19 protein-coding genes are annotated in these 25,054 nt (G+C 68.0%); 14 read left to right on the forward strand and 5 right to left on the reverse strand.

Annotated elements, in window-relative coordinates; translation table 11 throughout:
• Positions 1–59: 59 nt before the first annotated feature.
• The 9 genes from infB to AAFF32_RS11495 all read left to right on the forward strand — a co-directional run bounded on the left by infB (position 60) and on the right by AAFF32_RS11495 (position 9,842).
• Positions 60–2,696: a translation initiation factor IF-2 gene (gene infB / locus AAFF32_RS11455; protein ID WP_216958336.1), complete on the forward strand. Its 2,637-nt coding sequence runs from the start codon at positions 60–62 to the stop codon at positions 2,694–2,696.
• Positions 2,697–2,798: 102 nt separating this feature from the next.
• The gene (gene rbfA / locus AAFF32_RS11460; RefSeq protein ID WP_216958334.1) at positions 2,799–3,170 is read left to right on the forward strand and encodes a 30S ribosome-binding factor RbfA; all 372 of its coding nucleotides are present in this window, start codon (positions 2,799–2,801) and stop codon (positions 3,168–3,170) included.
• A gap of 156 nt (positions 3,171–3,326) precedes the next feature.
• Positions 3,327–4,283, forward strand: a complete 957-nt coding sequence (truB, locus tag AAFF32_RS11465) for a tRNA pseudouridine(55) synthase TruB (protein WP_216958332.1) — start codon at positions 3,327–3,329, stop codon at positions 4,281–4,283.
• 193 nt (positions 4,284–4,476) lie between these two features.
• Entirely contained in the window at positions 4,477–4,737 is a 261-nt protein-coding gene (gene rpsO, locus AAFF32_RS11470; RefSeq protein WP_216958330.1) for a 30S ribosomal protein S15, read from the forward strand.
• A gap of 262 nt (positions 4,738–4,999) precedes the next feature.
• Positions 5,000–7,108: a polyribonucleotide nucleotidyltransferase gene (gene pnp / locus AAFF32_RS11475; RefSeq protein ID WP_216958328.1), complete on the forward strand. Its 2,109-nt coding sequence runs from the start codon at positions 5,000–5,002 to the stop codon at positions 7,106–7,108.
• Positions 7,109–7,266: 158 nt separating this feature from the next.
• Positions 7,267–7,905 (forward strand): DUF5671 domain-containing protein, encoded by a 639-nt coding sequence (locus AAFF32_RS11480; RefSeq protein ID WP_216958326.1) that lies wholly within the window; start codon positions 7,267–7,269, stop codon positions 7,903–7,905.
• Entirely contained in the window at positions 7,902–8,321 is a 420-nt protein-coding gene (locus AAFF32_RS11485) for a hypothetical protein (protein WP_216958324.1), read from the forward strand. Before AAFF32_RS11480 ends, AAFF32_RS11485 begins: the two co-directional genes overlap by 4 nt.
• A gap of 110 nt (positions 8,322–8,431) precedes the next feature.
• Positions 8,432–9,301: an RNA polymerase sigma-70 factor gene (locus AAFF32_RS11490; RefSeq protein ID WP_216958322.1), complete on the forward strand. Its 870-nt coding sequence runs from the start codon at positions 8,432–8,434 to the stop codon at positions 9,299–9,301.
• A gap of 91 nt (positions 9,302–9,392) precedes the next feature.
• Positions 9,393–9,842: a carboxymuconolactone decarboxylase family protein gene (locus tag AAFF32_RS11495; protein WP_342315246.1), complete on the forward strand. Its 450-nt coding sequence runs from the start codon at positions 9,393–9,395 to the stop codon at positions 9,840–9,842.
• Between the two features lie 45 nt (positions 9,843–9,887).
• Here the strand turns inward: AAFF32_RS11495 and AAFF32_RS11500 are convergent, their stop codons facing one another.
• Both AAFF32_RS11500 and AAFF32_RS11505 read right to left on the reverse strand, forming a co-directional pair.
• Positions 9,888–11,159: a HAMP domain-containing sensor histidine kinase gene (locus AAFF32_RS11500; protein WP_216958319.1), complete on the reverse strand. Its 1,272-nt coding sequence runs from the start codon at positions 11,157–11,159 to the stop codon at positions 9,888–9,890.
• Entirely contained in the window at positions 11,156–11,863 is a 708-nt protein-coding gene (locus AAFF32_RS11505; RefSeq protein ID WP_216958317.1) for a response regulator transcription factor, read from the reverse strand. Before AAFF32_RS11505 ends, AAFF32_RS11500 begins: the two co-directional genes overlap by 4 nt.
• 286 nt (positions 11,864–12,149) lie before the next feature.
• On the opposite strand from AAFF32_RS11505, the gene AAFF32_RS11510 reads away from it, so the two are divergent.
• From AAFF32_RS11510 to AAFF32_RS11520, 3 genes are all read left to right on the forward strand, one after another.
• On the forward strand, positions 12,150–12,899 hold the full coding sequence (locus AAFF32_RS11510; RefSeq protein WP_342315247.1) for a phosphatase PAP2 family protein: 750 nt from the start codon (positions 12,150–12,152) through the stop codon (positions 12,897–12,899).
• Positions 12,896–14,575 (forward strand): phosphoethanolamine--lipid A transferase, encoded by a 1,680-nt coding sequence (locus AAFF32_RS11515; protein ID WP_342315248.1) that lies wholly within the window; start codon positions 12,896–12,898, stop codon positions 14,573–14,575. Before AAFF32_RS11510 ends, AAFF32_RS11515 begins: the two co-directional genes overlap by 4 nt.
• A gap of 151 nt (positions 14,576–14,726) precedes the next feature.
• The gene (locus AAFF32_RS11520; RefSeq protein WP_342315249.1) at positions 14,727–16,226 is read left to right on the forward strand and encodes a helix-hairpin-helix domain-containing protein; all 1,500 of its coding nucleotides are present in this window, start codon (positions 14,727–14,729) and stop codon (positions 16,224–16,226) included.
• On the opposite strand, the gene dinB is transcribed toward AAFF32_RS11520, so the two are convergent.
• Both dinB and AAFF32_RS11530 read right to left on the reverse strand, forming a co-directional pair.
• On the reverse strand, positions 16,223–17,332 hold the full coding sequence (dinB, locus tag AAFF32_RS11525) for a DNA polymerase IV (RefSeq protein ID WP_216958309.1): 1,110 nt from the start codon (positions 17,330–17,332) through the stop codon (positions 16,223–16,225). The two genes, AAFF32_RS11520 and dinB, sit on opposite strands and share 4 nt — an antisense overlap.
• A 273-nt stretch (positions 17,333–17,605) precedes the next feature.
• Positions 17,606–17,971, reverse strand: a complete 366-nt coding sequence (locus AAFF32_RS11530; RefSeq protein ID WP_342315250.1) for an HPF/RaiA family ribosome-associated protein — start codon at positions 17,969–17,971, stop codon at positions 17,606–17,608.
• A gap of 123 nt (positions 17,972–18,094) precedes the next feature.
• Between AAFF32_RS11530 and AAFF32_RS11535 the strand changes: the two genes are divergently transcribed.
• Positions 18,095–20,803 carry a bifunctional acetate--CoA ligase family protein/GNAT family N-acetyltransferase gene (locus AAFF32_RS11535; protein ID WP_216958305.1) on the forward strand — a complete coding sequence of 903 codons (2,709 nt, stop codon included), beginning with the start codon at positions 18,095–18,097 and terminating at the stop codon, positions 20,801–20,803.
• Positions 20,804–20,954: 151 nt separating this feature from the next.
• Here AAFF32_RS11535 and AAFF32_RS11540 read toward each other — a convergent pair whose 3' ends face one another.
• Positions 20,955–22,352, reverse strand: coding sequence for a GntP family permease (locus AAFF32_RS11540; RefSeq protein WP_342315251.1), 1,398 nt, complete (start codon positions 22,350–22,352; stop codon positions 20,955–20,957).
• Between the two features lie 336 nt (positions 22,353–22,688).
• Here AAFF32_RS11540 and AAFF32_RS11545 point away from each other — a divergent pair, with 336 nt between their 5' ends.
• Positions 22,689–24,935 (forward strand): TonB-dependent receptor, encoded by a 2,247-nt coding sequence (locus tag AAFF32_RS11545; RefSeq protein ID WP_342315252.1) that lies wholly within the window; start codon positions 22,689–22,691, stop codon positions 24,933–24,935.
• Positions 24,936–25,054 lie beyond the last annotated feature (119 nt).

Genomic DNA, 25,054 nt, shown 5'->3' on the forward strand with positions numbered 1-25,054 from the left:
GCTAGAATGACGCCAACACGCGCGGGGCCCGCCCCGCGCCACGAGGACACGGAATCCGAATGTCGCAGCAAACCACCATCCGCAAGCTGGCCGAACTGGTGAACACGCCGGTCGAGAAGTTGCTGGAGCAGCTGGCCGAGGCCGGCATGACCTTCAGCGGCCCCGACCAGGTCGTCACCAGCATCGAGAAAGTCAAGCTGCTCGGCTTCCTCAAGCGCTCCCACGGCAAGGCCGACAAGGCCGACGAACCGGGCGACGCGGCGAAGAAGATCACGCTCAACCGCAGCCGGAAGCAGGAAATCACCGTCGGCGGCGGCAAGAACAAGACGACCGTCGACGTCGTGGTGCGCAAGAAGGTCACGCTGGTGAAGCCGACCGAAGGCCAGCCGATGTCGGAGGGCGACGAGCGCGCCGAGATCCTGCGCAAGCTGGAGGAATCCAAGCAGCGCAACCTCGCCGAACAGCAGCGCCTGGCCGCTGACGACAAGCGTCGCGCCGACGAGGCCGATGCGGTCCGTCGCGAGGCGGAGGAAATCGCGCGCCAGAAGGCCGAGGAAGAAGAGCGTGCCCGCCTGGCCGACGCCAGCGTGGTCGCCGAAGACGCCGAGGAGCCGGCCGCGCGCAAGCCTGCGACCACCCACGGCCACGGTCATCCCAAGCCTGCGGCCGCGCACGGCCACGGTCACCCCAAGCCCGCTCCGGCGCGCGTGGCCGAAGCGCCGCGTGGCACCCCCGCGCACAAGACGCGTGGCTCGCACGCGATGGTGACGACCGTCGAGGACGACGACCGCACCAACCGCTTCGCCGGCCAGATGCACCTGAGCGCCTCCGAGCGCGCCCGTCGTGGCGCCAGCTCGCGTGGCAAGGCCAAGCCGCAGCGCCGTCACGCCGAGCAGGCGCGTTCGGGCAGCGGCTTCACCCGACCGACCGCGCCGATCGTGCGCGACGTCGCCATCGGCGAGACCATCACCGTCGCCGATCTGGCGCAGAAGATGGCGCTCAAGGGCGGCGACGTGGTGAAGGCGCTGTTCAAGATGGGCGTCATGGCGACCATCAACCAGTCCATCGACCACGACACCGCTGCGCTGGTGACCGAGGAGCTGGGCCATGTGGTCGTGAAGGCCGATGCCGCCAGCGCCGAAGACGCACTGCTGGCCCACGTCGAAGAGACGCAGGGCGAGAAGGTCGCGCGTCCGCCGGTGGTCACCATCATGGGCCACGTCGACCACGGCAAGACCTCGCTGCTGGACTACATCCGCCGCACGAAGGTGGCCTCCGGTGAAGCCGGCGGCATCACCCAGCACATCGGCGCGTACCACGTGGAAACCGACAAGGGCGTCATCAGCTTCCTCGACACCCCGGGCCACGCGGCGTTCACCTCGATGCGCGCACGCGGCGCCAAGCTGACCGACATCGTCGTGCTGGTCGTGGCCGCCGACGACGGCGTCATGCCGCAGACGAAGGAAGCCATCCAGCACGCGAAGGCGGCCGGCGTGCCGCTGATCGTGGCGATCAACAAGATCGACAAATCCGACGCCGACCCGAGCCGCGTCAAGAACGACCTGCTCGCCGAGGACATCGTGGCCGAAGACTTCGGCGGCGATACCCAGATGGTGGAGCTGTCGGCCAAGACCGGCCTGGGCGTGGACGACCTGCTCGACGCGATCTCGCTGCAGGCCGAAGTGCTCGAACTGCGCGCAGTACCGACCGGCCGTGCCACGGGTACGGTGATCGAATCCGCGCTCGACAAGGGCCGCGGCCCGGTCGCCACCGTGCTGGTGCAGGCGGGCGAACTCAGGAAGGGCGACTACCTCGTGTGCGGCGTGCAGTACGGCCGCGTGCGTGCGCTGTTCGACGAGAACGGCAAGCAGGTCGAGGGCGCCGGTCCGTCGATTCCGGTGCAGGTGCTCGGCCTGTCCGGCGTGCCGGACGCGGGCGACGACTTCGTGGTCGTCGACGACGAGCGTCTGGCCAAGGACGTCGCGCAGCAGCGCGACGCCAAGCGCCGTGAATCGCGCCTGGTCGCCGCTGCCGGCAACCGCATGGAAGACATCATGGCCCAGATGGGCAAGGGCGAGGGCCAGCTGAGCCTCAACCTCGTCGTCAAGGCCGACGTGCAGGGTTCGGTGGAAGCGCTGCGCCAGTCGCTGACCGCGCTGTCCAACGACCAGATCCGCATCAACGTCATCAGCTCCGGCGTGGGCGGCATCACCGAGTCCGACGCCAACGCCGCGCTCACCGCGAAGGCGACGGTCATCGGCTTCAACGTCCGTGCCGACGCATCGGCGCGCAAGGTGATCGAAGGCAACGGCGTGGACCTGCGCTACTTCTCGATCATCTATGACGTGATCGACCAGGTGAAGCAGGTCGCGTCCGGCATCCTGGGCGTGGAGATCCGCGAAGAGATCATCGGCACCGCCGAGGTTCGCGATGTCTTCCGCAGCTCCAAGTTCGGCGCCGTCGCCGGCTGCATGGTCGTGGAAGGCGTGGTCAAGCGGAACAAGCCGATCCGCGTCCTGCGCGACAACGCCGTCATCTTCGAAGGCGAACTGGAATCGCTGCGCCGCTTCAAGGAGAACGTCGACGAGGTGCGCAACGGCACCGAGTGCGGCATCGGCGTGAAGGCGTACAACGACGTCAAGCCGGGCGACCAGATCGAGTGCTTCGAGCGTATCGAAGTGCAGCGCACGCTCTGAAGCCGGGATTCGTGATTCGGGATTCGTGATTCGTAGAAGCGAAGAGCGCGTCCCGGTCACGCAAGTTCCACCACGAATCACCAATCACGAATCACAAATCACGTGCCAGGCAAATCGTTCCATCGCACCGATCGCGTTTCCGCCCAGCTCCGCAGGGAGTTGGGCACGCTGGTGCACGAGGCCGTGCGCGAGCACGGCCTGCCGTCAGTCAGCGTCTCCGACGTGGAGGTCTCGCGTGACCTCGCGCACGCCAAGGTGTTCGTCACTGCGCTTCAGCAGGAACGTTCCAAAGAGGCCGTCAAGGCGCTGAAGGAACTGGCCCCGCAGATCCGCTTCCAGCTCGGCCGCGCGGTGAAGATGCGCCACGTGCCCGAACTGCATTTCCACTACGACGATTCGGTCGATCGCGGCGAACGCATCGGCAACCTGCTGCGCGATACGCCGCGGGTCGCCGACACCGACGCCGACGAATGAGCCGGCGCGGGAGCCTCCCGCGCCGTTCGTCGTCTTTCTCCGTTTCCCATTGCCCTGGCCGCGGATCCCCCGCAGGATTCGCACGGCAGGCCGTCGTTGCGACCTTGTGATCGTGACGCGGTGACCGTGGCGACCAATGGACTCCCGCGACGATCCATGACGAAAGCCAAGACGCGCTTCCGCCCGCTCGACGGCATCCTGCTGCTCGACAAGCCGCAGGGCCTGAGCTCCAACCAGGCGCTGCAGCAGGCGCGCCACCTGTTCCGCGCCGAAAAGGGCGGGCACACCGGCAGCCTGGACCCGCTCGCCACCGGCCTGCTGCCGCTGTGTTTCGGCGAGGCGACGAAGATCGCCGGCTTGCTGCTCGGCTCGGCCAAGGCCTATGAGACGACGGCCGTGCTCGGCCTGACCACCGACAGCGACGACGCCGACGGCGCGCCGCTGCTGGAACGTCCCGTGCCCGTCCTGGACGATGCCGCCATCGAGGCGGCGCTGGTCCCGCTGCGCGGCCCGATCCGCCAGCGTGCGCCCATCTATTCGGCCCTCAAGCAGGGCGGCGAGCCGCTCTACGCCAAAGCCCGCCGGGGCGAGTCCATCGAGGCGCCCGAGCGGGACGTTGTCGTACACCGCTTCGAACTCCTCGACCGTGACGGGCCCCGCCTGCGTCTGCACGTGGAGTGCGGCTCGGGCACCTACGTTCGCAGCCTGGTCCGAGATCTCGGGGAAACCCTTGGCTGTGGCGCCCACGTCGCCACGCTGCGCCGGCTCTGGGTCGACCCCTTCCGCGCGCCGGCGATGCACACGCTGGAGTCGGTGCGTTCGCTGCTGGAAGAGGGCGGTGAGACAGCGCTGGAGGCGTGCCTGCTCCCCATCGAGGCCGGGCTGTCCCAGTTCCCCCGCGTCGAGCTGGAGGCGGAGGCCGCGCGTCGGCTGGGCATGGGCCAGGCCGTGGACTGCCCCGCGGGTGAAGAGGGGCTGGTCGCGGTGTTCGGGACCGATGGCCGCTGCCTGGGCATCGGCCAGCGTTCCGGGGAGCGGCTCGCGCCGCAGCGCCTGTTCCGCTGGGCGGCGCAGTCGGGCGAGCCTGAACAGGCGGCGCGATCGCCCGCGTGAAGGCCGGTCTTCCCGCGAAAGACACTCGGGCGGGTCGCATTCGCGTGGGCCTGCTGTTACAATTTCGTCGCTTTTCAAGCACCTAAGCAGTTCCCTTTCGCAACATCCCACAGCAAACGGCGGGCCAGGCGGTGCGTCGGCGCGGTTCATTCCGGTCGATTCGCTTCTGCAGGCCACGCATCACGAGGCAAAGATGTCCATCGACACCAGCAAGATCATTGAAGACAACAAGCGCGGCGCCAACGACACCGGTTCGCCGGAAGTCCAGGTCGCCCTGCTGACCGCCCGCATCGAGCAGCTCACCGGCCACTTCAAGGTCCACAAGCAGGACCACCACAGCCGCCGCGGCCTGCTGCAGATGGTCAACCGTCGTCGCAGCCTGCTCGACTATCTCAAGCGCAAGGACCACGAGCGCTACAAGAGCCTGATCGAGAAACTCGGTCTGCGTCGCTAAACGCAATACCCACCGCGGCGCAGCGATGCGCCGCGGTTCGTTTTTGAGGTTGGCTGCACCGGTACGGCGCCTGGCGTGCGTACCAAGTTGAAGTTCGCATTACCCGGTACGGCGCACAGCACGCCCCGTACCGTCTGAGGTCGGCGGGCATCGGACGCAACGCGTCCGCCGCATGACCATCCGAATTCAGGCCGCATCGTCGGCCGGCCGGAGCGGGGCAGGGGCCCCGACCGGAACGCATCAGAAACGACAGGAACCCAACGTGGCAAAAATCACCAAGACCTTCCAGTACGGCGCCCATCAGGTAACGCTGGAGACGGGCGAGATCGCTCGTCAGGCCAGCGGCGCGGTCATCGTCAAGATGGACGAGACCGTCGTGCTGGTTACCGCGGTCGCCGCCAAGAGCGCGCGCGAAGGGCAGGACTTCTTCCCGCTCACGGTCGACTACCAGGAAAAGTTCTACGCCGGCGGCCGCATCCCGGGTGGCTTCTTCAAGCGTGAAGGTCGCGCCACCGAGAAGGAAACGCTGATCTCGCGCCTGATCGATCGCCCGATCCGTCCGCTGTTCCCCGAGGAATACAAGAACGAAGTCCAGATCATCGCGACGGTGATGTCGTCGAATCCGGACGTCGACGGCGACATCCCCGCACTGATCGGCGCTTCGGCCGCGCTGGCGCTGGCCGGCACGCCGTTCCAGGGCCCGATCGGCGCCGCCAAGGTCGGTTACAAGGATGGCCAGTACATCCTCAACCCGACCGTGTCGCAGCTGGTCGACTCCGACCTGGAGCTGGTCGTCGCTGGTACGTCCAACGCCGTGCTGATGGTCGAGTCCGAAGCGAACATGCTGTCGGAAGACGTGATGCTGGGCGCGGTGATGTTCGGTCATCGCGAGATGCAGAAGGTCATCAACGCCATCAACGAGCTGACCGTGGAAGCCGGCACCAAGCCGTCGACCTGGGCCGCTCCGGCGAAGAACGACGCGCTGATCGCCGCGATCACCGAAACCGCCGGTGCCTCGCTGGCGCAGGCCTACCAGATCCGCAACAAGGGCGAGCGCCGCGACGCCATCTCGGTCATCCGCAAGGACACCTGGGAGCAGCTGGCCGGCCGCGCCGAAGCCTCGGGCTGGCTCGCCGCCGATTACGCCAAGGAGTTCGGCGACCTCGAGTACCGCACCATGCGCGACTCGGTGCTGGACACCAAGGTCCGCATCGACGGCCGCGACCTGACCACCGTCCGCCCGATCGAGTGCAAGGTCGGCGTGCTGCCGCGCACCCACGGCTCGGCGCTGTTCACCCGCGGCGAGACGCAGGCCATCGTGGTCACCACGCTGGGCACCGCACGCGACGGCCAGATCATCGACGCCATCTCGGGCGAGTCCAAGGAACACTTCCTGTTCCACTACAACTTCCCGCCGTACTCGGTGGGCGAGACCGGCCGCTTCGGCGCGCCGAAGCGTCGCGAGATCGGCCACGGCCGCCTCGCCAAGCGCGGCGTGCTCGCTTCGATGCCGTCGATGGAATCCTTCCCGTACACGATCCGCGTCGTGTCGGAAATCACCGAGTCCAACGGCTCCTCGTCGATGGCCTCCGTGTGCGGTTCCTCGCTCGCGCTGATGGACGCCGGCGTGCCGGTGAAGGCGCCGGTCGCGGGCATCGCGATGGGCCTGGTGAAGGAAGACAACCGCTACGTCGTGCTGTCCGACATCCTGGGTGACGAAGATCACCTGGGCGACATGGACTTCAAGGTTGCCGGTTCCACCGAGGGCATCAGCGCCCTGCAGATGGACATCAAGATCCAGGGCATCACCGAGGAGATCATGAAGGTCGCCCTCGCCCAGGCGAAGGAAGGCCGTCTGCACATCCTCGGCGAGATGGCCAAGGCCATCACCGCGCCGCGCGGTGAGCTGAGCGAGTGGGCCCCGCGCCTGCTGACGATGAAGATCCACCCGGACAAGATCCGCGAAGTGATCGGCAAGGGCGGTTCGACCATCCAGGCCATCACCAAGGAAACCGGCACGCAGATCGACATCCAGGACGACGGCACCATCGTCATCGCTTCGGTCAACGCCGCCGCCGCCCAGGCCGCGAAGGCGCGTATCGAGCAGATCACCTCCGACGTCGAGCCGGGCCGCATCTACGAAGGCAAGGTCGCCAAGATCATGGACTTCGGTGCGTTCGTGACGATCCTGCCGGGCAAGGACGGCCTGGTGCACGTCTCGCAGATTTCCAGCGAGCGCGTGGAGAAGGTCTCCGACAAGCTCAAGGAAGGCGACATGGTCAAGGTGAAGGTGCTGGAAGTCGACAAGCAGGGCCGCATCCGCCTGTCGATCAAGGCCGTCGAGGAAGGCGAGGGCGTGTCGGCCGAGTAAGCCGCGCGCGTATCCCTTCGGCGACATCGCCGGATCTTGAAAAAGCGGGCTTCGGCCCGCTTTTTCTTTGCGTCCGGTTTCCCGCGGCGCCCCGGTCTTCGCGCGCGCGCCCGGCGTCTTGCTAGGCTTGCCCCCGTCCAACACGGAAAGGGCAGGCAATGGCATCGGGATCGCAGGAACTGGAACGCTTCGTCCATGAAGCGCTGGTGCGCGGGGAATCCAAGGAGTCCATCGCGCGGGCATTGTCGGCGGCGGGATGGCGTGACGAGCAGACGCGCGGCGTGCTCGACACCTACGCCGACGTGCCTTACGTCGTGCCGGTGCCGCGACCGCGCGCCTCGGTCTCCGCGCGCGAGGCGTTTCTGTACCTGGTGATGTTCGTCGCGCTGTATTTCACGGCCTGGCATCTGGGCAGCCTGCTGTTCGACCTGATCAACCGCGCCTGGCCCGATCCGGCCGACACCATCGCCTGGCGACTCGACAGCTCGATCCGCTGGTCCGCCGCGACGCTTATCATCACCTTCCCGGTCTTTGCTTACGTCGCCCACTACGTGGCCCGCGACGTGGCCCGCCATCCGATCAAGCGGCTCTCGCCCGTGCGGCGCTGGCTGACGTACCTGACGTTGTTCGTGGCGGCGACGGTCCTGATCTGCGACATGACCACCCTGGTCTTCAACCTGCTGGGCGGCGAACTGAGCACGCGCTTCGTGCTGAAGGTGCTGGTGGTGGCGGTGATCGCCGGCAGCGCGTTCGCCTGGTACCTGCACGACCTGCGTCGCGAAGAGGTGGACGCATGAGCGCCGCAGCGGGACGCTGGCTGCTGGTCGGGGCAGGCGTGGTGGTTGCGGGGGCGGTGATCGCGGCGATCGTGGCGATCGGAACGCCGGCGCAGCAGCGGCTGTTGCGGCAGGACGAACGACGCGAACGCGACCTGATCAGCCTGAAGGTGGACATCGAAATCTGGGCCGAGCGGAACGAGGCGCTGCCGCCGAATTTGTCCGCGCTGGCTCGCCCCGGCTCGCGTCCGGCGATGCGCGATCCCTTCACGTCGCGGCCGTACGAATACGAAGTGCTGGGCGCCCGTCGCTACCGGCTGTGCGCGATGTTCGATAGCGACACGGCCGAGCGGGACGTGGGCGGCCAGTGGCGGCACCCGCGTGGGAGGCAGTGCTTCGACCTGAAGCTTCCCGATCCGGCGAAGGTCGAGCCCTGACGGGCAGGGACATCGGACGGCCCAGCATCGCCGCTCGAGCGGGCGGTGGATGTCACGGATCCCGTCCTTCGTCCGTCCTTGAAAGTAGGCTTCCCCGATTCGACTCCCCCATGTCCGCCACGCCCGACACCGCCTTCGAAACCCACCGCCCGCGCCTGTTCGCGCTGGCGTACCGGCTGCTGGGCAGCCGCAGCGACGCCGAGGAGGTCGTCCAGGACGCCTGGCTGCGCTGGCACCAGGCCGACCGCTCGGAGATCCGCGACCTGGAGGCGTGGCTGGTCACGGCCACCACGCGGCTGGGCATCGACCGCCTGCGCCAGGCGCGCAAGGAGCGCGAGGTCTACCCGGGCCCCTGGCTGCCGGAGCCGTTGACCATCGACGACACGCCCGGCCCGGAGCAGCAGGCCGACATCGCCGGGCAGGTTTCGCTGGCCTATCTCGCCGTGCTCGAGAAGCTCGGCCCCGAAGAGCGCGCCGCGTTCCTGCTCAAGGACGTGTTCGATTACGACTACCCGCAAATCGCCGAACTGCTCGGACACACCGAGGCGAACTGCCGGCAGATGGTGAGCCGCGCACGCACGCGCGTGCAAAGCGATCGCCAGCGTTTCAGCGTCGAACCGGACATGCACCGGCGCATGCTCGAACGCTTCATGCACGCCATGCAGCACGGCGATCGCGACGCCATCGTCGCGCTGCTGCGCGCCGACGCGCGCATGGTGGCCGACGGTGGCGGCAAGGCCACGGCGGTCGCGCGTCCTCTGGAGAGCGCGCAGCGCATCGCGGATCTTTTCTGGGCCGTCGCGCGCCGCACCGAAGGCCTGGCCGACCTGCACCTGGGCCACGTCAACGGCGAGCCGGCACTGCTGCGCTTCGAGAACGGCGTGCTGCATTCGATCATCACCGTCTCGCTCGATGACGAAGGCCGCATCGACCAGGTGCTGTCGGTGCTCAACCCCGACAAGCTGCGTGCATTGCACTAGGAAATCGTTCGCCTGGGTTGTCACAGGACGGAGCCCACGCTCGTCCTTGTACATGAAGCGGCCGTCGTGGCCGCCAACATGAGAGACGACCATGAACGCTGCCACCCATATCGACTACACCGTCCACGCCTCGGAGGCTTTCCAGCATCTGCTCAAGCTCAGCACCGGCCTGCACAAGGGCCCGCTGGGCAGCAAGCTGGTCGAGCTGGTCTCGCTGCGCGTGTCGCAGATCAACGGCTGCGTGTACTGCCTGGACATGCATTGCGTGCTGCTGCGCAAGATGGGCGAAAGCCAGCGCAAGCTCGACACGCTGGCCGCGTGGCGCGAGAGCCCGCTGTTCGACGCGCGCGAGCGCGCCGCGCTGGGCTGGGCCGAAACGCTCAACGCCATCGGTGCCGCGCAGGTGCCGGACGAGGCGCTGGAACAGGTGCGCGCGCACTTCGACGAGCGTGAGCTGTCCGAGCTGACCTTCGCCGTCGCCGCGATCCGCGCCTGGAACGTGCTCAACGTCGGTCTGCGCAAGCCGCTGCCGGAGGCCTAAGCCGCGAGGCAGTTCTTCCTCCCCCTGCGAGCAGGGGGAGGGAGATCAGTTCCCCATCCGCAACGTCGTCGTGGTGCCGCGGCCTTCGTCCGAAGCGATGTCGAGCTTCCAGCCCAGGTGTTCGCACAGTCGCGAGATGAGATCCAGGCCGATGCCGCCGCCGTCGCGTCCGCCGCCGCGCGCGACGCGTGCATAGATCTGCGCGATTTCCTCCGGCGTCATGCCGTGGCCCGGATCGTCGATGATCACCGTTGCCGGCGTCTCCAGCCGGATCGTGATGCGCCCGCGATCGCTGTGCTCGATCGCGTTGCGCAGCAGATTGCCGATGGCCGCCTGCACGATGGGCAGCGGCGCCAGGATCTCGCACGCGGGCAGGGCGACGATGTCGAGGCGAAGGTCCTTGTCGCGCGTGAGGTGGCGATGGTCCTCGACGATCTCGGGAATCAGCTGATCCAGCTCGACGCGATCGTTCGAACGCGCCAGTCGCGCGGGATCCTTCGCCAGCACCAGCAGCAGCGAGACCAGTTGCTCCACCTCGCGCGTGGTGCGCTGGATGCGCATGAGCTGGCCGCGCACGGCGTCGGGCAAGTGCGGTTGCTGCAAGGCGTTCTCCGCCGCGCCGCCGATCACCGCCACGGGTGTGCGCAGCTCGTGGCTGGCGCTGTCGATGAACACGCGCTCGCGTTCGACGAAGCGGTCATTGCGCTGCAGGTAGTCGTTGAGCGCGTCGGCGATCACCACCAGCTCGGAACTGGCCGACGGCGACGCGTGGATGCGCTGCCCCGACTGGTCGGGACGCAGTGCCGCGATAGCCTGCGCCATGTCGCGAAGGGGGCGGACGAGGCGGTTCACACTCCAGGCGATGGCGATGCCGAGCAGCGCGATCAAGGTCACAGCGGAGCCGACGACCGTCAGGCCCATGTCGAACTCGCGTTCCTCCAGGTCGGTGATGTCCAGGGCGAGGATCAGCGGACGTCCATCGACTTGGCGCACTAGCGCGACGCGCTCCACGCCGTCGAGGATGATCTCGTCGTACACGCCCGGCGCGACGCCGCGCAGCGGTGCGGGCACATCGCGCGGATCGCGTCCGTCGTAGAGCGCGATGCTGCGCGTGTTCGTCCAGCGGTAACCGGGGTCCTGTCGGCGCAGTTCGAGCAGATGGTCCATTTCCGAATCGAGCAGCGTCTGCCAGACCAGCCGTTCGGCGTGTTCGTTGACCACGAAACCGTGCACGACCACCGCGACGCTCAACACCACCACATAGCCGAACAACGCCAGCAGGATGCGCCGGCGCAGGCCGGACCGGGTCTTGCTCATTGCAGCGCTTCCTGCTCATTGGAGGAGGTGCTGGCCGATGCGACGATGCGATAGCCCACGCGCGGCAAGGTCTGGATCAGCTTCACCGGGAACGGGCCGTCGACGCTGCGCCGAAGTTCGTAGATGTGCGAGCGGAGCATGTCGCCGTCGGGCGGGTCGTCGCCCCACAGCGCGTGTTCGAGACGGTCGCGCGTGACCGCCGCCGGACTGGCCAGCATCAGCGTTTCCAGCAGCTTGCGGCACGCCGGGTAGAGGTGCAGCAGGCGTCCATCGCGCGTGACCTCCAGCGTGCCCGTGTCCAGGCGCAGGTCGCCGACCTGCAGCACCTTGTTGCGGCCGCGCCCGCGCGCGCGCGCGACCAGTGCCTCCAGCCGCACTTCCAGCTCGGGCAGATGGAAGGGTTTGGTGAGGTAGTCGTCGGCGCCGGCGCGGAAGCCGGCGATCTTGTCGGGCAGTTCGTCGCGCGCGGTGAGCATCAGCACCGGCGTGTCGCGCCCGGCTTCGCGCAGGCGGCTGAGCACTTCGCGGCCATCCATGCGCGGCAGCATCCAGTCCAGCACGATGACGTCGAATTCCATCGTGATCGCCAGGTGCAGCCCGGTGGGGCCGTCGGGCGCGGCATCGAGCGTGTAGCCGCGCGCGTCGAAGTACTCGAACAGGTTGGCGACCAGGTTGTGGTTGTCTTCAACGACCAGCACGCGCATGGGCGATCCGTCCTCGGCGATTCACGGCGCGGGCGCGCCGAGGCGGCATTGTGCGCCTTCGCGCGTGGGAATCCTGTCGGAGTCCGATGCCGCGCCCTGATCGCGAAACGACGCATGAACGGCGATGTGCCGTGGCCGCGAAGTCCGACCGGTTTCCGACGACGCGCCCCCGAGCATTCGCACCGTTCCCGGCCATCGGCCCTCGATGCGTGCAGTCATGATCAGCGTGTTTTCCCTCGGCACTTCCGGCATCGCGCCGGTTCCGCGACCCACCCCGCGTTCCGCCTTGCCCAGCCTTCAACCCGGCGACGGTCCGCGTCTGGTGTGGACGCATGCGGTGCTGCCGGCGTTGCTGGTCGCCGCGCTGCTGGCGCTGGCGATGGCAGGCGGTGGCGATCAGTGGCTGGCCGATCGGTTGTACGCGCTGCAGGGTGGGCACTGGGTCCTGCGGGACGCCTTCCTGACGCAGGGTATCGCGCACCGCGCGGGGCGCGACGTTGGCATCGCACTGTGGCTGACGCTGCTGGTGGCGTGGGTGGTTTCGCAACGACGCGACGCCTGGTCGCACCTGCGCGATCCGCTGGCGTACCTGCTCGTCGCCACTGCGCTGTCGATGCTGTGCGTGGCGTGGATCAAGTCCTGGTCGAACATGGACTGCCCGTGGGACCTGCTGCGCTACGGCGGCGATCGTCCCTACATCGGACTGTGGACGGTGCGGCCGGTGGGCCTGCCGCGCGGCGCGTGCTTTCCCGCCGGTCACGCCAGCGGTGGATATGCGTGGTTCGCGTTGTACTTCTTCTTCGGCGCGGTGCGGCCGCGCTGGCGCTGGGCCGGGTTGGCGATCGGATTCGCGGCCGGTCTGATGTTCGGCATCGCGCAACAGCTGCGCGGCGCGCATTTCGTCTCGCACGACATCGGCACGGCGGCGATCTGCTGGGCGGTGTCGCTGGCGACGTGGTGGGCGTTCCGACCGCGCCTGGTGCGGGCGCGTTGGCTCGCGGCCGGCCTCGGCACGCAGTCGGGAGCGGCGGCATGAGCTCGATCGTCCGCCACCGTCCCTTCGACGAGGCGCTGCGCGGCCTTCGCCGGTTGTCGTCGTTGCGACCGGAGATGACGGTCGAACGGCTCGCCTTCCTCGTGGCCGCGTTCTTCACCGTGTTCTGCAACGGCGCGTTCTTCCGCGCGGTGGCGGCGACCGGCACCCTGCACGGGCCCAAGGGCTGGCTGACCGCGCTCAGCCTGGTGCTGATGGTGGGCGCGCTGAACATGCTGCTGCTGTGCCTGCTGCTCAATCGCTGGACGTTCCGGCCGGTGTTGACCGTGCTGTTGCCGGTGACCGCGCTGGCGGCGCACTTCATGAGCCAGTACACGGTCTATCTCGACCCCGACATGCTGCGCAACATCCTGCACACCGACGGCAAGGAGTCCGGCGAGCTGCTTTCCTTGGGCATGCTGCCGAGCCTGCTGGCGCTGGGGGTCGTGCCGACGCTGCTGGTGTGGCGCGTGCGGCTGCGCCCGCGGTCGGTGGGGCGCGGCGTGCTGGTGCGGTTGTCCTGCATCGTGCTTTCGTTGCTGGTGGCGTGCGGGGCGATGATGGTCTCGTTCCAGGATCTGTCCGCGCTGATGCGCAATCACAAGGAAGTCCGCCACCTGATCACGCCAGGCAATTACCTCGTGTCGCTGGTGCGCGTGCTCCAGCACGACGGCGCACGCCGCCACGAACCCAAGGCGCCCATCGGCGTGAACGCGCGCGTCGTCGGTCGCGGGCCCAGTGCGAAGCCGCGCCTGGTGGTGCTGGTGGTGGGCGAAACAGTCCGCGCGCAGAACTGGGCTCTCAACGGCTATGCGCGCCAGACCACGCCGCAGCTGCGTGCGATCGGTCCGATCAACTTCACCGACGTGACGTCCTGCGGCTCGGCCACGGAAGTCTCGGTGCCCTGCATGTTCTCGCCCTATGGTCGCGCGCACTACGACAAGGACCGCATCGAGCATTCGCAGTCGCTGCTGAACGTGCTTGATCACGCGGGCATCGCCACGCTCTGGCGCGACAACCAGACCGGCTGCAAGGGCGTGTGCGAGGGACTCCCGTTCCAGTCGTTCGAGCATGCGCGCGATCCCGCGGCCTGCACGGCCGAAGGTTGCCTCGACGAAGTGATGCTGCACGGCCTGTCGGAGGAAGTTGCGCGTCGGCCCGGCGACATGGTGGTCGTGCTGCACCAGTTGGGCAGCCACGGGCCCAGCTACGCGCATCGCTATCCCGCGCGTCTTCGCCGTTTCACGCCGACCTGCGAAACGGCCGACCTGGGCGACTGCACGCGCGATGAGATCGTCAACGCCTACGACAACTCCGTGCTCTACACCGATGATTTCCTCGCGCGAACGATCCGCTTCCTCGCCGAGCAGTCCGCGCGCGACACCGCGCTGATCTACGTGTCCGACCACGGCGAATCGCTCGGCGAGAACGGCCTGTACCTGCACGGCGTGCCGTACGCGATCGCGCCGGACACGCAGACGCACGTGCCGATGGTGATGTGGCTCTCCCCCGGCATGGCGGCCGAACGCGACATCGACATCGCCTGCATGAAGCGCGAAAGCCACGAGCCGGTGAGTCAGGACAACCTGTTCCACTCCGTGCTCGGCCTGATGCAGGTGCGCACGCCGGAGTACGACGCGACGCTGGACCTGTTCGACCGCTGCACGCCCCACGGCTGAGGCCGCCTCCCGCGCCGCGTCGCGTTCGTCATGACGCGGCGCCCAAGCGCGAACCGTGGCCGCTGGCAAGTGTCGGCAGTGGGCCGCCGCATGGCAGGCGTGCGGCTCTGCGTCCGTGCGCCATCCTGCGTACGATCGAGGAGATCGGACGATGTCGAAGACGATGGCGTGGTGTGCAGGCGGGTTGCTGGCCCTGGCGATGAGCCCGGTCGCGGCGGCTGAATTGGGCGTACTCGCGCCCGTACTCGCCGACGGGCAGCCACAGGTGCAGGCGGACCCGGCCGGACGGCCGGCGCCAGTGGTCACGCGTGTCACGTCTGGTGCGCTCTACGAGCAAGTGCAGCGCGAGGCTCGCGACGGCTTCGTGGCCACCGTGCTGGCGTTGGACGAAAGCGCGCAGCGCATCGCCGGCGCGCGCACGCGGGTGCCGACGTGGTTGTATCTCTCGGCCGAGGACGGCGGCTTCGCGCGCCGTGGCTTCTGGCTGGAAGAGAACGGCCGCCGCCGTTTCGTTGACGAATTGTTCGTCGATCTCGTCGTCGATGCCGACATCGTGGCCGATGGCGGCTTCGAGGAAATCTTCACCCACGAGATGGGCCATGTATTCCTGCGTCGGCTGATGCCCGGCCTGCCGTACGGCTGGTCGCGCACGCCGCACAGCAGCATGAGCGTCACCGATTACCCGACCGCGTTCGACGAAGGCTTCGCCACGCATTTCCAGGGACTGGTGCGGCGGTACTCGCGCAATCCGCGCCTGGAGAACCTGACGCTGGGCCTGGACGCGAAGCCCTTCGTGCCGTTCTGGCTGAGCAATCTCGATCGCGTCGGCCGCATCGACGGCGTGCGTCGCAACCTGTTCGTGCAGCAGCAACTGGTTCCGTCCGGCAGCGACGCGGAAGCCTGGTCGCGCGCCAACGAAAGCACCGCCTTCGACATGGCGCGGCTGAAGAACGGCCAGCAGATGATGTCGTCCGAAGGCGTGATCGCCACGCTGTTCTACCGCTGGCTGGTGCCGGGCGAGGGCTCGCGCGAGGCGATCGTGGCGCGCTACTCGCAGCTGTTCCGCACGCTTGCGCGTTCCGATGGCTGGACGATCCGTTCGGATTCGCCGGTGTTCCTCGATGTCGTCGACCACTACTGCGCCGACGTGCCCGCCGACTGCGCGCGCGTGCGCGGCGTCGTGCTCGACACGACCTACGGCGCCACCGCCGATGCCGCCATGCCGCGTGCGACCGAAGCGATGGCCGAGCGCGGACGTATCGGCGACATGGCCGGGTTCATCGCGGGCCTCAAGCCGGCACGGGCGCAGATGGCGCAGCTGCAGGCGCGCGTGGCGCAGCAGCCGGCGCTGCTGCGCGCCACGCTCGGACCGGACCTGTGGCTGCTCGGCCGCACGCCGGTGAAGTTGCCGGGCATGCCGTCCCAGGACGTAGCGGTGAACCTCAACACCGCCGAAGCCGAGCAACTGCGCACCTTGCCGGGCATCGACGCGGCAATCGCGCAGCGCGCACTGCTCAGCCGGCGCGAGGAGGGCGTGTTTGCAGATGTCGCCGATTTCGCGAGACGCGCCGGCCTCGACGCCGCACAGCGCGCCGCGCTGGAATCGGCGGCGCGTGCGCTGGAAAAGGACGGGCTGAACGAGCGTCGCTAGGGCGTCGCGGTGGCGGGTTCGAACAGATCGCTCTGCGCGACGCTTTCCTCGTCGCGATCGATGAACCCCGACAGGCCCACTCCCACCAGCCGATAGCGCGTGTCCGCGGGCAGCGGCACGCGCGCGCGCAGATCGCAGGCGATGCGCGTGAGTTGCTCCACGCTGGCCGGGCGCTCCGGTGGCGTGAAGCTGCGGGTGAGGATGCGGAAGTCGGCCGTCTTGAGCTTGAGCACGATGGTGCGCGCGATGCGGTCGGGATCGCGTTCCAGCTCACGCGAATACCCGTCCCAGGTCTTGCCGGCAAGACGCTCGATATGCGCCTCCACTTCCTCCAGAAGCAGGTCGCGCTCGAAGGTGTCTTCGGAGGAGATCTGCAGGGTAGGGCGCTCGGGTTCGACCGGATGGTGGTCGATGCCCAGCGAGAGCTCGTGCAGGCGCCGGCCCCAACGGCCGAAGCGCGATTCCAGTTCGGCGTCCCCGAGCGCGCGCAGGTCGGCGACGGTGGCGATGCCCAGTTCCTCCAGTTTCTGCTCCATGACCTTGCCCACGCCCGGCAGGCGGCCGACGGGCAGCGGCGCGAGGAAGGCTTCGACCTGATGCGGGCGGATCACGAACAACCCGTCCGGCTTGCGCCAGTCGGAGGCGATCTTGGCCAGGAACTTGTTGGGCGCGACACCGGCCGAGGCGGTGAGGTGCGTCTCCTCGCGAATGGCCTCGCGGATGGCCTGCGCGGTGGCGGTGGCGGTGGGAAGACCGGTCTTGGTCGCGCTCACGTCCAGATAGGCCTCGTCGAGCGAGAGCGGTTCGATGAGGTCCGTGTGGCGGGCGAAGATCTCGCGCACCTGTCGCGAGACGGCCTTGTAACGCGTGAAGTCCGGCGGCACGAACACCGCCTGCGGGCACAGGCGCTCGGCGCGGATCGCCGGCATCGCCGAGCGCACCCCGAAGCGGCGTGCCTCGTAGCTGGCCGCGCACACCACCGAGCGCGCCCCGCGCCAGGCGACCACGACCGGCCGCCCGCGCAACGAGGGATCGTCCCGCTGCTCGACGGACGCGTAGAAGGCGTCCATGTCGACATGCACGATCTTGCGGGGCGGAACGGACACGGGCGGCAGCGCATGGGGCGCCTCGGGGGCGCGTTAGTCAAAATACTAACGCGCGCCCCGCATCCCGTCATCCCGGCGGAGGCTAGATCGGGCGCCGAGTCCTGCCGCATCCGCGCCCATGCCGTCGTCCCCGCGTAGGCGGGGACCCAACTGTGAGGGCATCACGCCTTCCGGAGGACGCAATGACGGCGGTCAGTTGGATTCCCGCCTGCGCGGGAATGACGGCAGGGGCGGAGGGCAGTTGCTTGCGGATAGGGCCATCTCAAGACGGGACTACACAACCTCGGCGTAGACCGCTCCCGCATCGCGAACGCCTTCGCGGCGACCGCGTGCGTGTTCCGACAACTGCCGCCGCATCGCTTCGAACGCATCGTGCACGGCGACGTAGACGTCCTCGTGGCGATGATCCTTCGGCGGTGTGCGCCCGGCTTCGAACGTTGCGCCGGACGTCACTGCGTGAACATGCACGGCATACCGGTTTCCATGCTGGTGCCGGTGCTCCGCATGACGCACCGCGACATCGCAGGACTGCAACTGCGGTGCGAACTGCCACAACTTCGTCGCATGGCGATGGATGGTGTCGCGCAGTGCCCCGGATACGGGCATGCCTTCGAAGCGGATCGTGACGTCGTGTCGCATGTGGACCTCGCTGTGTTGAACCCAAGTCCATTTGCGCGCCCGTGCGATGGCATGTCAGCTTGAAACTTCCCCATGGCCGCGTGCATGGTGGCGGTGCATGATGGTGGACTGGCGATACGCCCGATGAGCACCTATTCCCTCGAATCGCTGTTCGCTCCCGCCTCCGTCGCCGTGGTCGGCGGCAGTCCGCGCGAGCGTTCCATCGGCCGCGCCGTGCTGCGCAATCTGCAGGCCGGTGGTTTCACCGGCGCCATCGGACTGGTGAACCCGCGCCACCGCGAGATCGAGGGCGTCGCCTCCGTGGCGCGACTGGCGGACCTGCCGTTCGTGCCGGAGCTGGTCGTCATCGCCACGCCCGCCGCGATGGTCCCCAAGTACGCGAAGGCGGCGGCCGAACACGGCGCATCCGCCGCGGTCGTGCTGAGCACGGGGCTCGGGCAGGGCGAGGGTTCGCTCGCGGCGGAACTGCAGGCGATCGCCCGCGAGCACGGCCTGCGCCTGGCCGGCCCCAGCAGCCTGGGCGTGATCGCGCCGCACGCGAGGCTCAACGCCAGCTTCGCCGCGCACACGCCGCCGCCGGGCGACATCGCCCTGATCTCGCAATCGGCCGCCATTGCCGCCGCGCTGGTCGAATGGGGCGCAGGGCGTTCGATCGGCTTCTCCGCGGTGGCCGCGCTGGGCGACGCACTCGACGTGGACTTCGCCGACCTGCTCGACTACTTCGCGCGCGATCGCCATTCGCGCGCGATCCTGCTCTATGTCGAATCGATCCGCGATGCGCGCAAGTTCATGTCCGCCGCGCGCGCCGCCGCGCGCCTGAAGCCGGTGGTGGTGGTGAAATCCGGGCGGCACGCGCCGCGTCCGTCCGCGCCTGGCACGCACGCCGCCGCACTGGCATCGCCCGACGCCGTGTACGCGGCGGCCTTCCACCGCGCCGGCATGTTGCGCGTGCGCGCCTTGAACGAGCTGTTCTCCGCGGCCGAAGCCCTGAGCCGCGTCGAGACGCTGCCGGGCCGACGACTGGCGATCATGGCCAACGGCCGCGGCACCGGCGCGCTCGCCGCCGATCGCCTGCTCGACATGGGCGGCACGCTAGCGGTGCTGTCGGACGAAGCGCGCGAGGCCATGCGCCCGATCGCCTCGATGGCCTGGCCCGGCACGAATCCCGTGGATTTTTACGGCGACGTCGACAACGCCTCGTACCAGGCCGCGTTCCAGGCGCTGGCGTCCGATGCGGGCAACGACGCGCTGCTCGTGCTCAACGTGCCGACCGCGCTGATCGGTGCGGACAGCCGCGCCGCCGCGCTTGCGCAGGCGCGTGATGCCTTGCCGCGCCATCTCGCGCGCAAACCGGTGTTCGCGGTGTGGCTCGGCGCGGACGATGCGGCCGCCGATCGCCTCAACGCCGCGCGCATTCCCAACTACCCGACCGAAGCCGACGCCGTGCGCGGCTTCATGTACCTGGTGCGCCATCGCGAAGCGCGCCTGACGCTGATGGAGACGCCGCCCAGCCTGCCCGACGACCTCGTCGTCGACACGTCCACGGCGCGCGCCATCGTCGAAGGCGCGATCGCGCAAGGGCGGCGCTGGCTCGATCCGGTCGAAGTCACGCGTGTGCTGCGCGCCTACGACATTCCGATCACGCCGGTCGCGCGGGCGCGCGATGCGGACGAAGCCGCGCGCGTGGCGGCGCCGCTGCTCGCCGAGGGTCTGCAGGTCGCGGTGAAGATCCTCTCGCCCGACATCGACCACAAGTCCGACGTCGACGGCGTCCGCCTCAACCTCTTCAGCGAACAGGCCGTGCACGAGGCCACCGCGTCCATTCTGGCGCGCGCCCGCGACGCACGTCCGCACGCGCGCATCGAAGGCGTCACGGTGCATCCGATGATCACCCGCCCCAAGGCGCGCGAACTGATCGCCGGCATGGTGGACGACGAGACCTTCGGCCCGGTGATCGTGTTCGGTCGCGGCGGCACCGCGGTGGAAGTGATCGACGACAAGGCGCTCGCGCTGCCGCCGCTGGACCTTCGCCTGGCGCACGAGATGATCGGGCGCACGCGCGTCTCGCGCATCCTCAAGGCCTACCGCGACGTGCCCGCCGCCGACGAGCGTGCCGTCGCGCTGATGCTGGTGAAGCTGGCGCAGCTGGTCGGCGACGTGCCGGACATCCGCGAGGTCGACATCAACCCGTTGCTGGCCGACAAGGACGGCCTGATCGCGGTGGACGCGCGCATCGGCGTGTCGCCCTCGCGCCTGCTGCACAAGGGGCCGGGCCATCCGCGTTTCGCGATCCGTCCGTATCCGAAGGAGTGGGAGCGCGAGATCGTCCTGTCCGATGGCGCGACGGCGTTCGTGCGCCCGGTGCGTCCGGAGGACGAGGAGATGTTCCGCGCCTTCTTCGGCCGCGTCTCCGATGAAGACCTGCGCATGCGCTTCTTCCAGACGGTGCGCCATTTCAGTCACGAGTTCATCGCGCAGCTGACGCAGCTCGACTACGCGCGCTCGATCGCGCTGGTCGCCATCGAGCCGGCGTCGGGCGAAATGCTCGGCGCTGTGCGCCTGCATGCGGACGCGAACTACGACAAGGGCGAGTACGGCATCCTGGTGCGATCGGACCTCAAGGGCCACGGCCTGGGCTGGCGGCTGATGCAGATCATGATCGAGTACGCGCGCTGGCTCGGCCTGCGTTCGATCGAGGGCGAGGTGCTGCAGGAGAACCGCACGATGATCGAGATGTGCCGCGCGCTGGGGTTCTCGGTGGTGACCCATCCGGACGATCCGAGTCTGGTGACGGTGTCCTTGCCGATCACGGATGCGGTGAAGTCCGTTTAGAGGTGATCTCGGCGAAAGCCGGGATCCAACCATGTAGCCCGGGTAAGGCCGAAGGCCGCACCCGGGGCGCGTCACGGATCGACGGTGCGGCGACGTTGAACCCGGGTGCGCTTCGCTTACCCGGGCTACGCGTTGGCGCGGCCCGATAACCTCACACCCATCCCGTCGCATAGAACACTCCGATCACCACGAACACCGCCGTGGTCTTGATCAGCGTGATCGCGAAGATGTCCTTGTACGCCTGCCGGTGGGTGAGGCCGGTCACCGCGAGCAGCGTGATCACCGCGCCGTTGTGCGGAAGCGTGTCCATGCCGCCGGACGCCATCGCGGCCACGCGGTGCAGGACTTCCATCGGAATGCCGGCCGCGTTCGCATTGGCGATGAAGGTTTCCGACATCGCCGCCAACGCGATGCTCATGCCGCCGGAAGCCGAACCCGTGATGCCCGCCAGCGCGGTCACGGTGACGGCCTGGTTCACCAGCGGATCGGGAATGGCAGCCAGTGCGTTGGCCACCACGAGAAAGCCGGGCAGGGCGGCGATGACAGCGCCAAAACCATACTCCGATGCGGTGTTCATCGAGGCCAGCAGTGCGCCGCCGATGGCCGACCGGCTGCCTTCGACGAAGCTCGCCATCACCGGCTTCCACGCGAACGCGAGCACGGCCAGGATGCCCAGCAGCAGCGCGCCCTGCACGGCCCAGATCGCGGCGATCTTCGACACTTCCTGCACCACCGGCGCGGCGCCGCCGATGACGGCCGGATCGAAGCTGTGGCTCTCGCCGTAGAAGCGCGGGATCGCCGAAGTCAGCAGTTTGTTCGACACGCCCACCAGCACCAGCGGCGCGATCGCGATGAGCGGATGCGCGAGTTGCTGGCCGGTGAAGGGCGCGGGTTCGTTGACCAGGCCGGTGCCATAGCCTTCGCCGCGCGCGAGCGCGACGCGACGGCGCCAGTCCAGGTAGAACAGGCCGACGATGAGGATGAACACACCGCCCACCGTGCCCAGCACCGGCGCCGCCCAGGTGTTGGTGCCGAAGAACGTGGTCGGGATGATGTTCTGGATCTGCGGCGTGCCCGGCAGCGCGTCCATGGTGAAAGTGAAAGCACCCAGCGCGATGGTGCCGGGGATCAGGCGCTTGGGTATGTCGCTCTGGCGGAACAACTCCGCTGCGAACGGGTACACCGCGAACACCACCACGAACAGCGACACGCCGCCGTAGGTCAGCAGCGCGCACACCACCACGATGGACAACATGGCCCGGCCGGCGCCGAACAGGCGCAACGTGGCGGCGACGATCGACTTGGAGAACCCCGACAGCTCGATCAGCTTGCCGAACACCGCGCCGAGCAGGAACACGGGGAAATACAGCTTCAGGAAGCCGACCATCTTGTCCATGAACAGGCCGGTGAACATCGGCGCGACCAGCGACGGATCGGTCAGCAGCACCGCGCCCAGCGCGGCCACCGGCGCGAACAGGATGACGCTGTAGCCGCGGTAGGCCACGAACATCAGGAAGCACAGCGCGGCCAGCACGATCAGAAATGCCATTGGGTTCCCCGAAGCCAGTGGAGTACTGCGGTCGTCGCTTCCGATCCGTCATCCCCGCGAACGCGGGGATCCAGTGCCTTCGCGCGACGTTCAAGTCGCTGGATTCCCGCGTTCGCGGGAATGACGGGCTTGGAGGCCCGCGGTCATCCCGGTGAGTGGGAAGACGGGGCCAGTCTCCGCAGCCCCGCCGATCGTTGGCATTGTCCGAAGGTACAGGAGCGGTCTTTGGACCTTGCGCTCTAGGCTTGCCTCCATGACGGGGAGGGCCGTCGTCCATTTCGTCCGCCGGCAACACACGGTGGACGTCCTTGAACGAGTTGGGGGAGGAGCGTCGAGATGATCAAGCAAAAGAGCACCCGCACCGGATTGAGCATCGCCATCGGCATGGCCATCACTGCCGCGCTGCTGGCCCCGACCGTGCATGCGCAGGAAACCGTCGCCGCGCAGGGCGAGGAAGCCACCACGCTCGGCGGCGTCACCGTCACCGCGCGCAAGCGCGAGGAAACGCTGCAGGAAGTGCCGGTCGCCGTCACCGCGTTCACCGCCGACGCGCTGGACCAGCTCAACATCGAGGACCTCAGCGACCTCGACGCGCAGGTGCCCAACCTCACCATCTACGCCGCGCGCGGCTCGTCCAGCACGATCACCGCCTACATCCGCGGCGTCGGCCAGTCCGATCCGCTGTGGGGCGTGGACCCGGGCGTGGGCATCTACATGGACGATGTCTACATCGCCCGTCCGCAGGGCGCGCTGCTGGACGTGTTCGACGTGGAGCGCATCGAAGTGCTGCGCGGCCCGCAGGGCACGCTGTACGGCAAGAACACCATCGGCGGCGCGATCAAGTACATCTCGCGCGGCCTGAGCGTGGAGCCGGACGGCCAGGTGTCGGTGACGGTGGGCAACTACAACCAGCTCGACGTGCGCGCCGCCGCCAGCGGTTCGGTGGGCGATGGCGCGCTGCGCGGCCGCCTGGCCGTGGCCAGCCTCAACCGCGACGGTTTCGGCGACAACCTGTTCAGCGGCCAGGAAGTGAGCGACAAGGAAATCCTCGCCGCGCGCGGCCAGCTCGGCGCGTACGTGAACGAAAACCTCGACATCCAGTTCGCCTTCGACTGGATGGACGACCAGTCCGGCGTGCGCGGCGCAAAGATGCTCGCGCCCAACCGCTTCGCGCCGGGCATCGCGCCGCTGGATTCGCGCTACGACATCCGCAGCGGCATGCCCAACGTCAACGACACCGAGATGAAGGGCGCTTCGGCCACGGTGAACTGGCGCGTGAACGACGACTGGGCGGTGAAGTACATCCTCGCCAAGCGCGAGTCCGACACCGAGACCAACATCGACTTCGACACGCTGCCCAACAAGATCGCCGACGTGAAGGCGTTCTACAGCGACGAACAGGTCAGCAACGAGTTGCAGGTGAACTACGACGGCGGCGGTCGCAGCCGCGGTGTCGTCGGCCTGTATTTCTTCGACGGCCAGGCCGGCGGGCAGGTCCTCAACAACTTCTTCAACGCGTCCTTCGGCGACACGCAGGGCACGATCTACACCGACCAGTGGGCGCTTTACGCGGACTGGACGTTCGACCTGACCGACAAGCTCAAGCTCGACGTCGGCGCGCGCTACACCGACGAACGCAAGCATGCCGTCGTGCTCAACCGCTGCTACACCGATGCCACCTTCTCCACGCTGGCGGTGCGCTGCGCGGCCAACAACCCGACGCCGATCGCGGCCAACTTCGACAAGCGCATCGGCTTCGAGAACACCTCGCCGAAGGTCTCGCTGGACTACCAGATCACGCCGGACATCATGATCTACGGCCTGGCCTCGCGCGGCTTCAAGTCGGGCGGCTACAACATCCGCGCGCAGGCCACGGCAGTGCCGCGTTCGGCCGAGCCGTTCGACGACGAGTCGGTCGACAGCTACGAGATCGGCAGCAAGATGGCCTTCCTCGACCAGACGCTGTTCCTCAACCTGGCCGCGTTCCACAACAAGTACGAAGACATCCAGCTGTCGGTGTTCACGTCTTACGACAGCAACGGCGACGGTGTGAACGACGCGTTCTTCGGCGACTTCACCAACGCCGGCTCCGGCACGGTGGAAGGCGTGGAAGTCGAATACCAGTGGCTGCCGACCAAGCACTGGCTGATCAGCGGCAACGTCGCCTGGCTGGACGCGAAGTACGACGAGTTCATCTACGCCGGTGTGAACATCGCCGACGAGCAGGAGTTCACCAACGCGCCCGAGTTCTCCGGTGCGCTGAACGTGGAGTTCCGCACGCCGCTGTCGAACGGCGGGGACATCTCCGCGCGCGTGGGCTACAGCTACCAGGACGATGTAGTCGCCACGACGGAGATCGTCCGCACCGGCGCGCTGCCGATCACGCAGGACGGCTACGGGCTGATCAACGCGGGCGTGATCTGGCGCCTGGACGACAACTGGTCGTTCTCGCTGCAGGGCACCAACCTGGCCGACAAGGAATACCGCACCACGGGCTACAACCTGAACGCCGCGCTGGGCGTGCTGACCGGGTTCTATGGTGCGCCGCGCCAGTACAGCCTGGCGGTGCGGTACGACTTCTGAGTCGGACCGGCTCTTTCCTCCGCCAACTGCTTTTCCCTTCTCCCTCCGGGAGAAGGTGCCCGAAGGCGGATGAGGGGAAACGAAGCGTCACGGTCTTTACCGTCAGTGCATTACTGCAC

It is taken from the genome of Lysobacter sp. FW306-1B-D06B, assembly GCF_038446665.1.
Taxonomy (GTDB): domain Bacteria; phylum Pseudomonadota; class Gammaproteobacteria; order Xanthomonadales; family Xanthomonadaceae; genus Lysobacter_J.

Bases quoted from the DNA above. Each gene is read 5' to 3' on its own strand.
- infB (WP_216958336.1), top strand. From the start codon at position 60: ATGTCGCAGCAAACCACCATCCGCAAGCTGGCCGAACTGGTGAACACG.
- truB (WP_216958332.1), top strand. From the start codon at position 3,327: ATGACGAAAGCCAAGACGCGCTTCCGCCCGCTCGACGGCATCCTGCTG.
- rpsO (WP_216958330.1), top strand. From the start codon at position 4,477: ATGTCCATCGACACCAGCAAGATCATTGAAGACAACAAGCGCGGCGCC.
- AAFF32_RS11480 (WP_216958326.1), top strand. From the start codon at position 7,267: ATGGCATCGGGATCGCAGGAACTGGAACGCTTCGTCCATGAAGCGCTG.
- AAFF32_RS11485 (WP_216958324.1), top strand. From the start codon at position 7,902: ATGAGCGCCGCAGCGGGACGCTGGCTGCTGGTCGGGGCAGGCGTGGTG.
- AAFF32_RS11490 (WP_216958322.1), top strand. From the start codon at position 8,432: ATGTCCGCCACGCCCGACACCGCCTTCGAAACCCACCGCCCGCGCCTG.
- AAFF32_RS11495 (WP_342315246.1), top strand. From the start codon at position 9,393: ATGAACGCTGCCACCCATATCGACTACACCGTCCACGCCTCGGAGGCT.
- AAFF32_RS11500 (WP_216958319.1), bottom strand. From the start codon at position 11,159: ATGAGCAAGACCCGGTCCGGCCTGCGCCGGCGCATCCTGCTGGCGTTG.
- AAFF32_RS11505 (WP_216958317.1), bottom strand. From the start codon at position 11,863: ATGCGCGTGCTGGTCGTTGAAGACAACCACAACCTGGTCGCCAACCTG.
- AAFF32_RS11515 (WP_342315248.1), top strand. From the start codon at position 12,896: ATGAGCTCGATCGTCCGCCACCGTCCCTTCGACGAGGCGCTGCGCGGC.
- AAFF32_RS11520 (WP_342315249.1), top strand. From the start codon at position 14,727: ATGTCGAAGACGATGGCGTGGTGTGCAGGCGGGTTGCTGGCCCTGGCG.
- AAFF32_RS11530 (WP_342315250.1), bottom strand. From the start codon at position 17,971: ATGCGACACGACGTCACGATCCGCTTCGAAGGCATGCCCGTATCCGGG.
- AAFF32_RS11535 (WP_216958305.1), top strand. From the start codon at position 18,095: ATGAGCACCTATTCCCTCGAATCGCTGTTCGCTCCCGCCTCCGTCGCC.
- AAFF32_RS11540 (WP_342315251.1), bottom strand. From the start codon at position 22,352: ATGGCATTTCTGATCGTGCTGGCCGCGCTGTGCTTCCTGATGTTCGTG.
- AAFF32_RS11545 (WP_342315252.1), top strand. From the start codon at position 22,689: ATGATCAAGCAAAAGAGCACCCGCACCGGATTGAGCATCGCCATCGGC.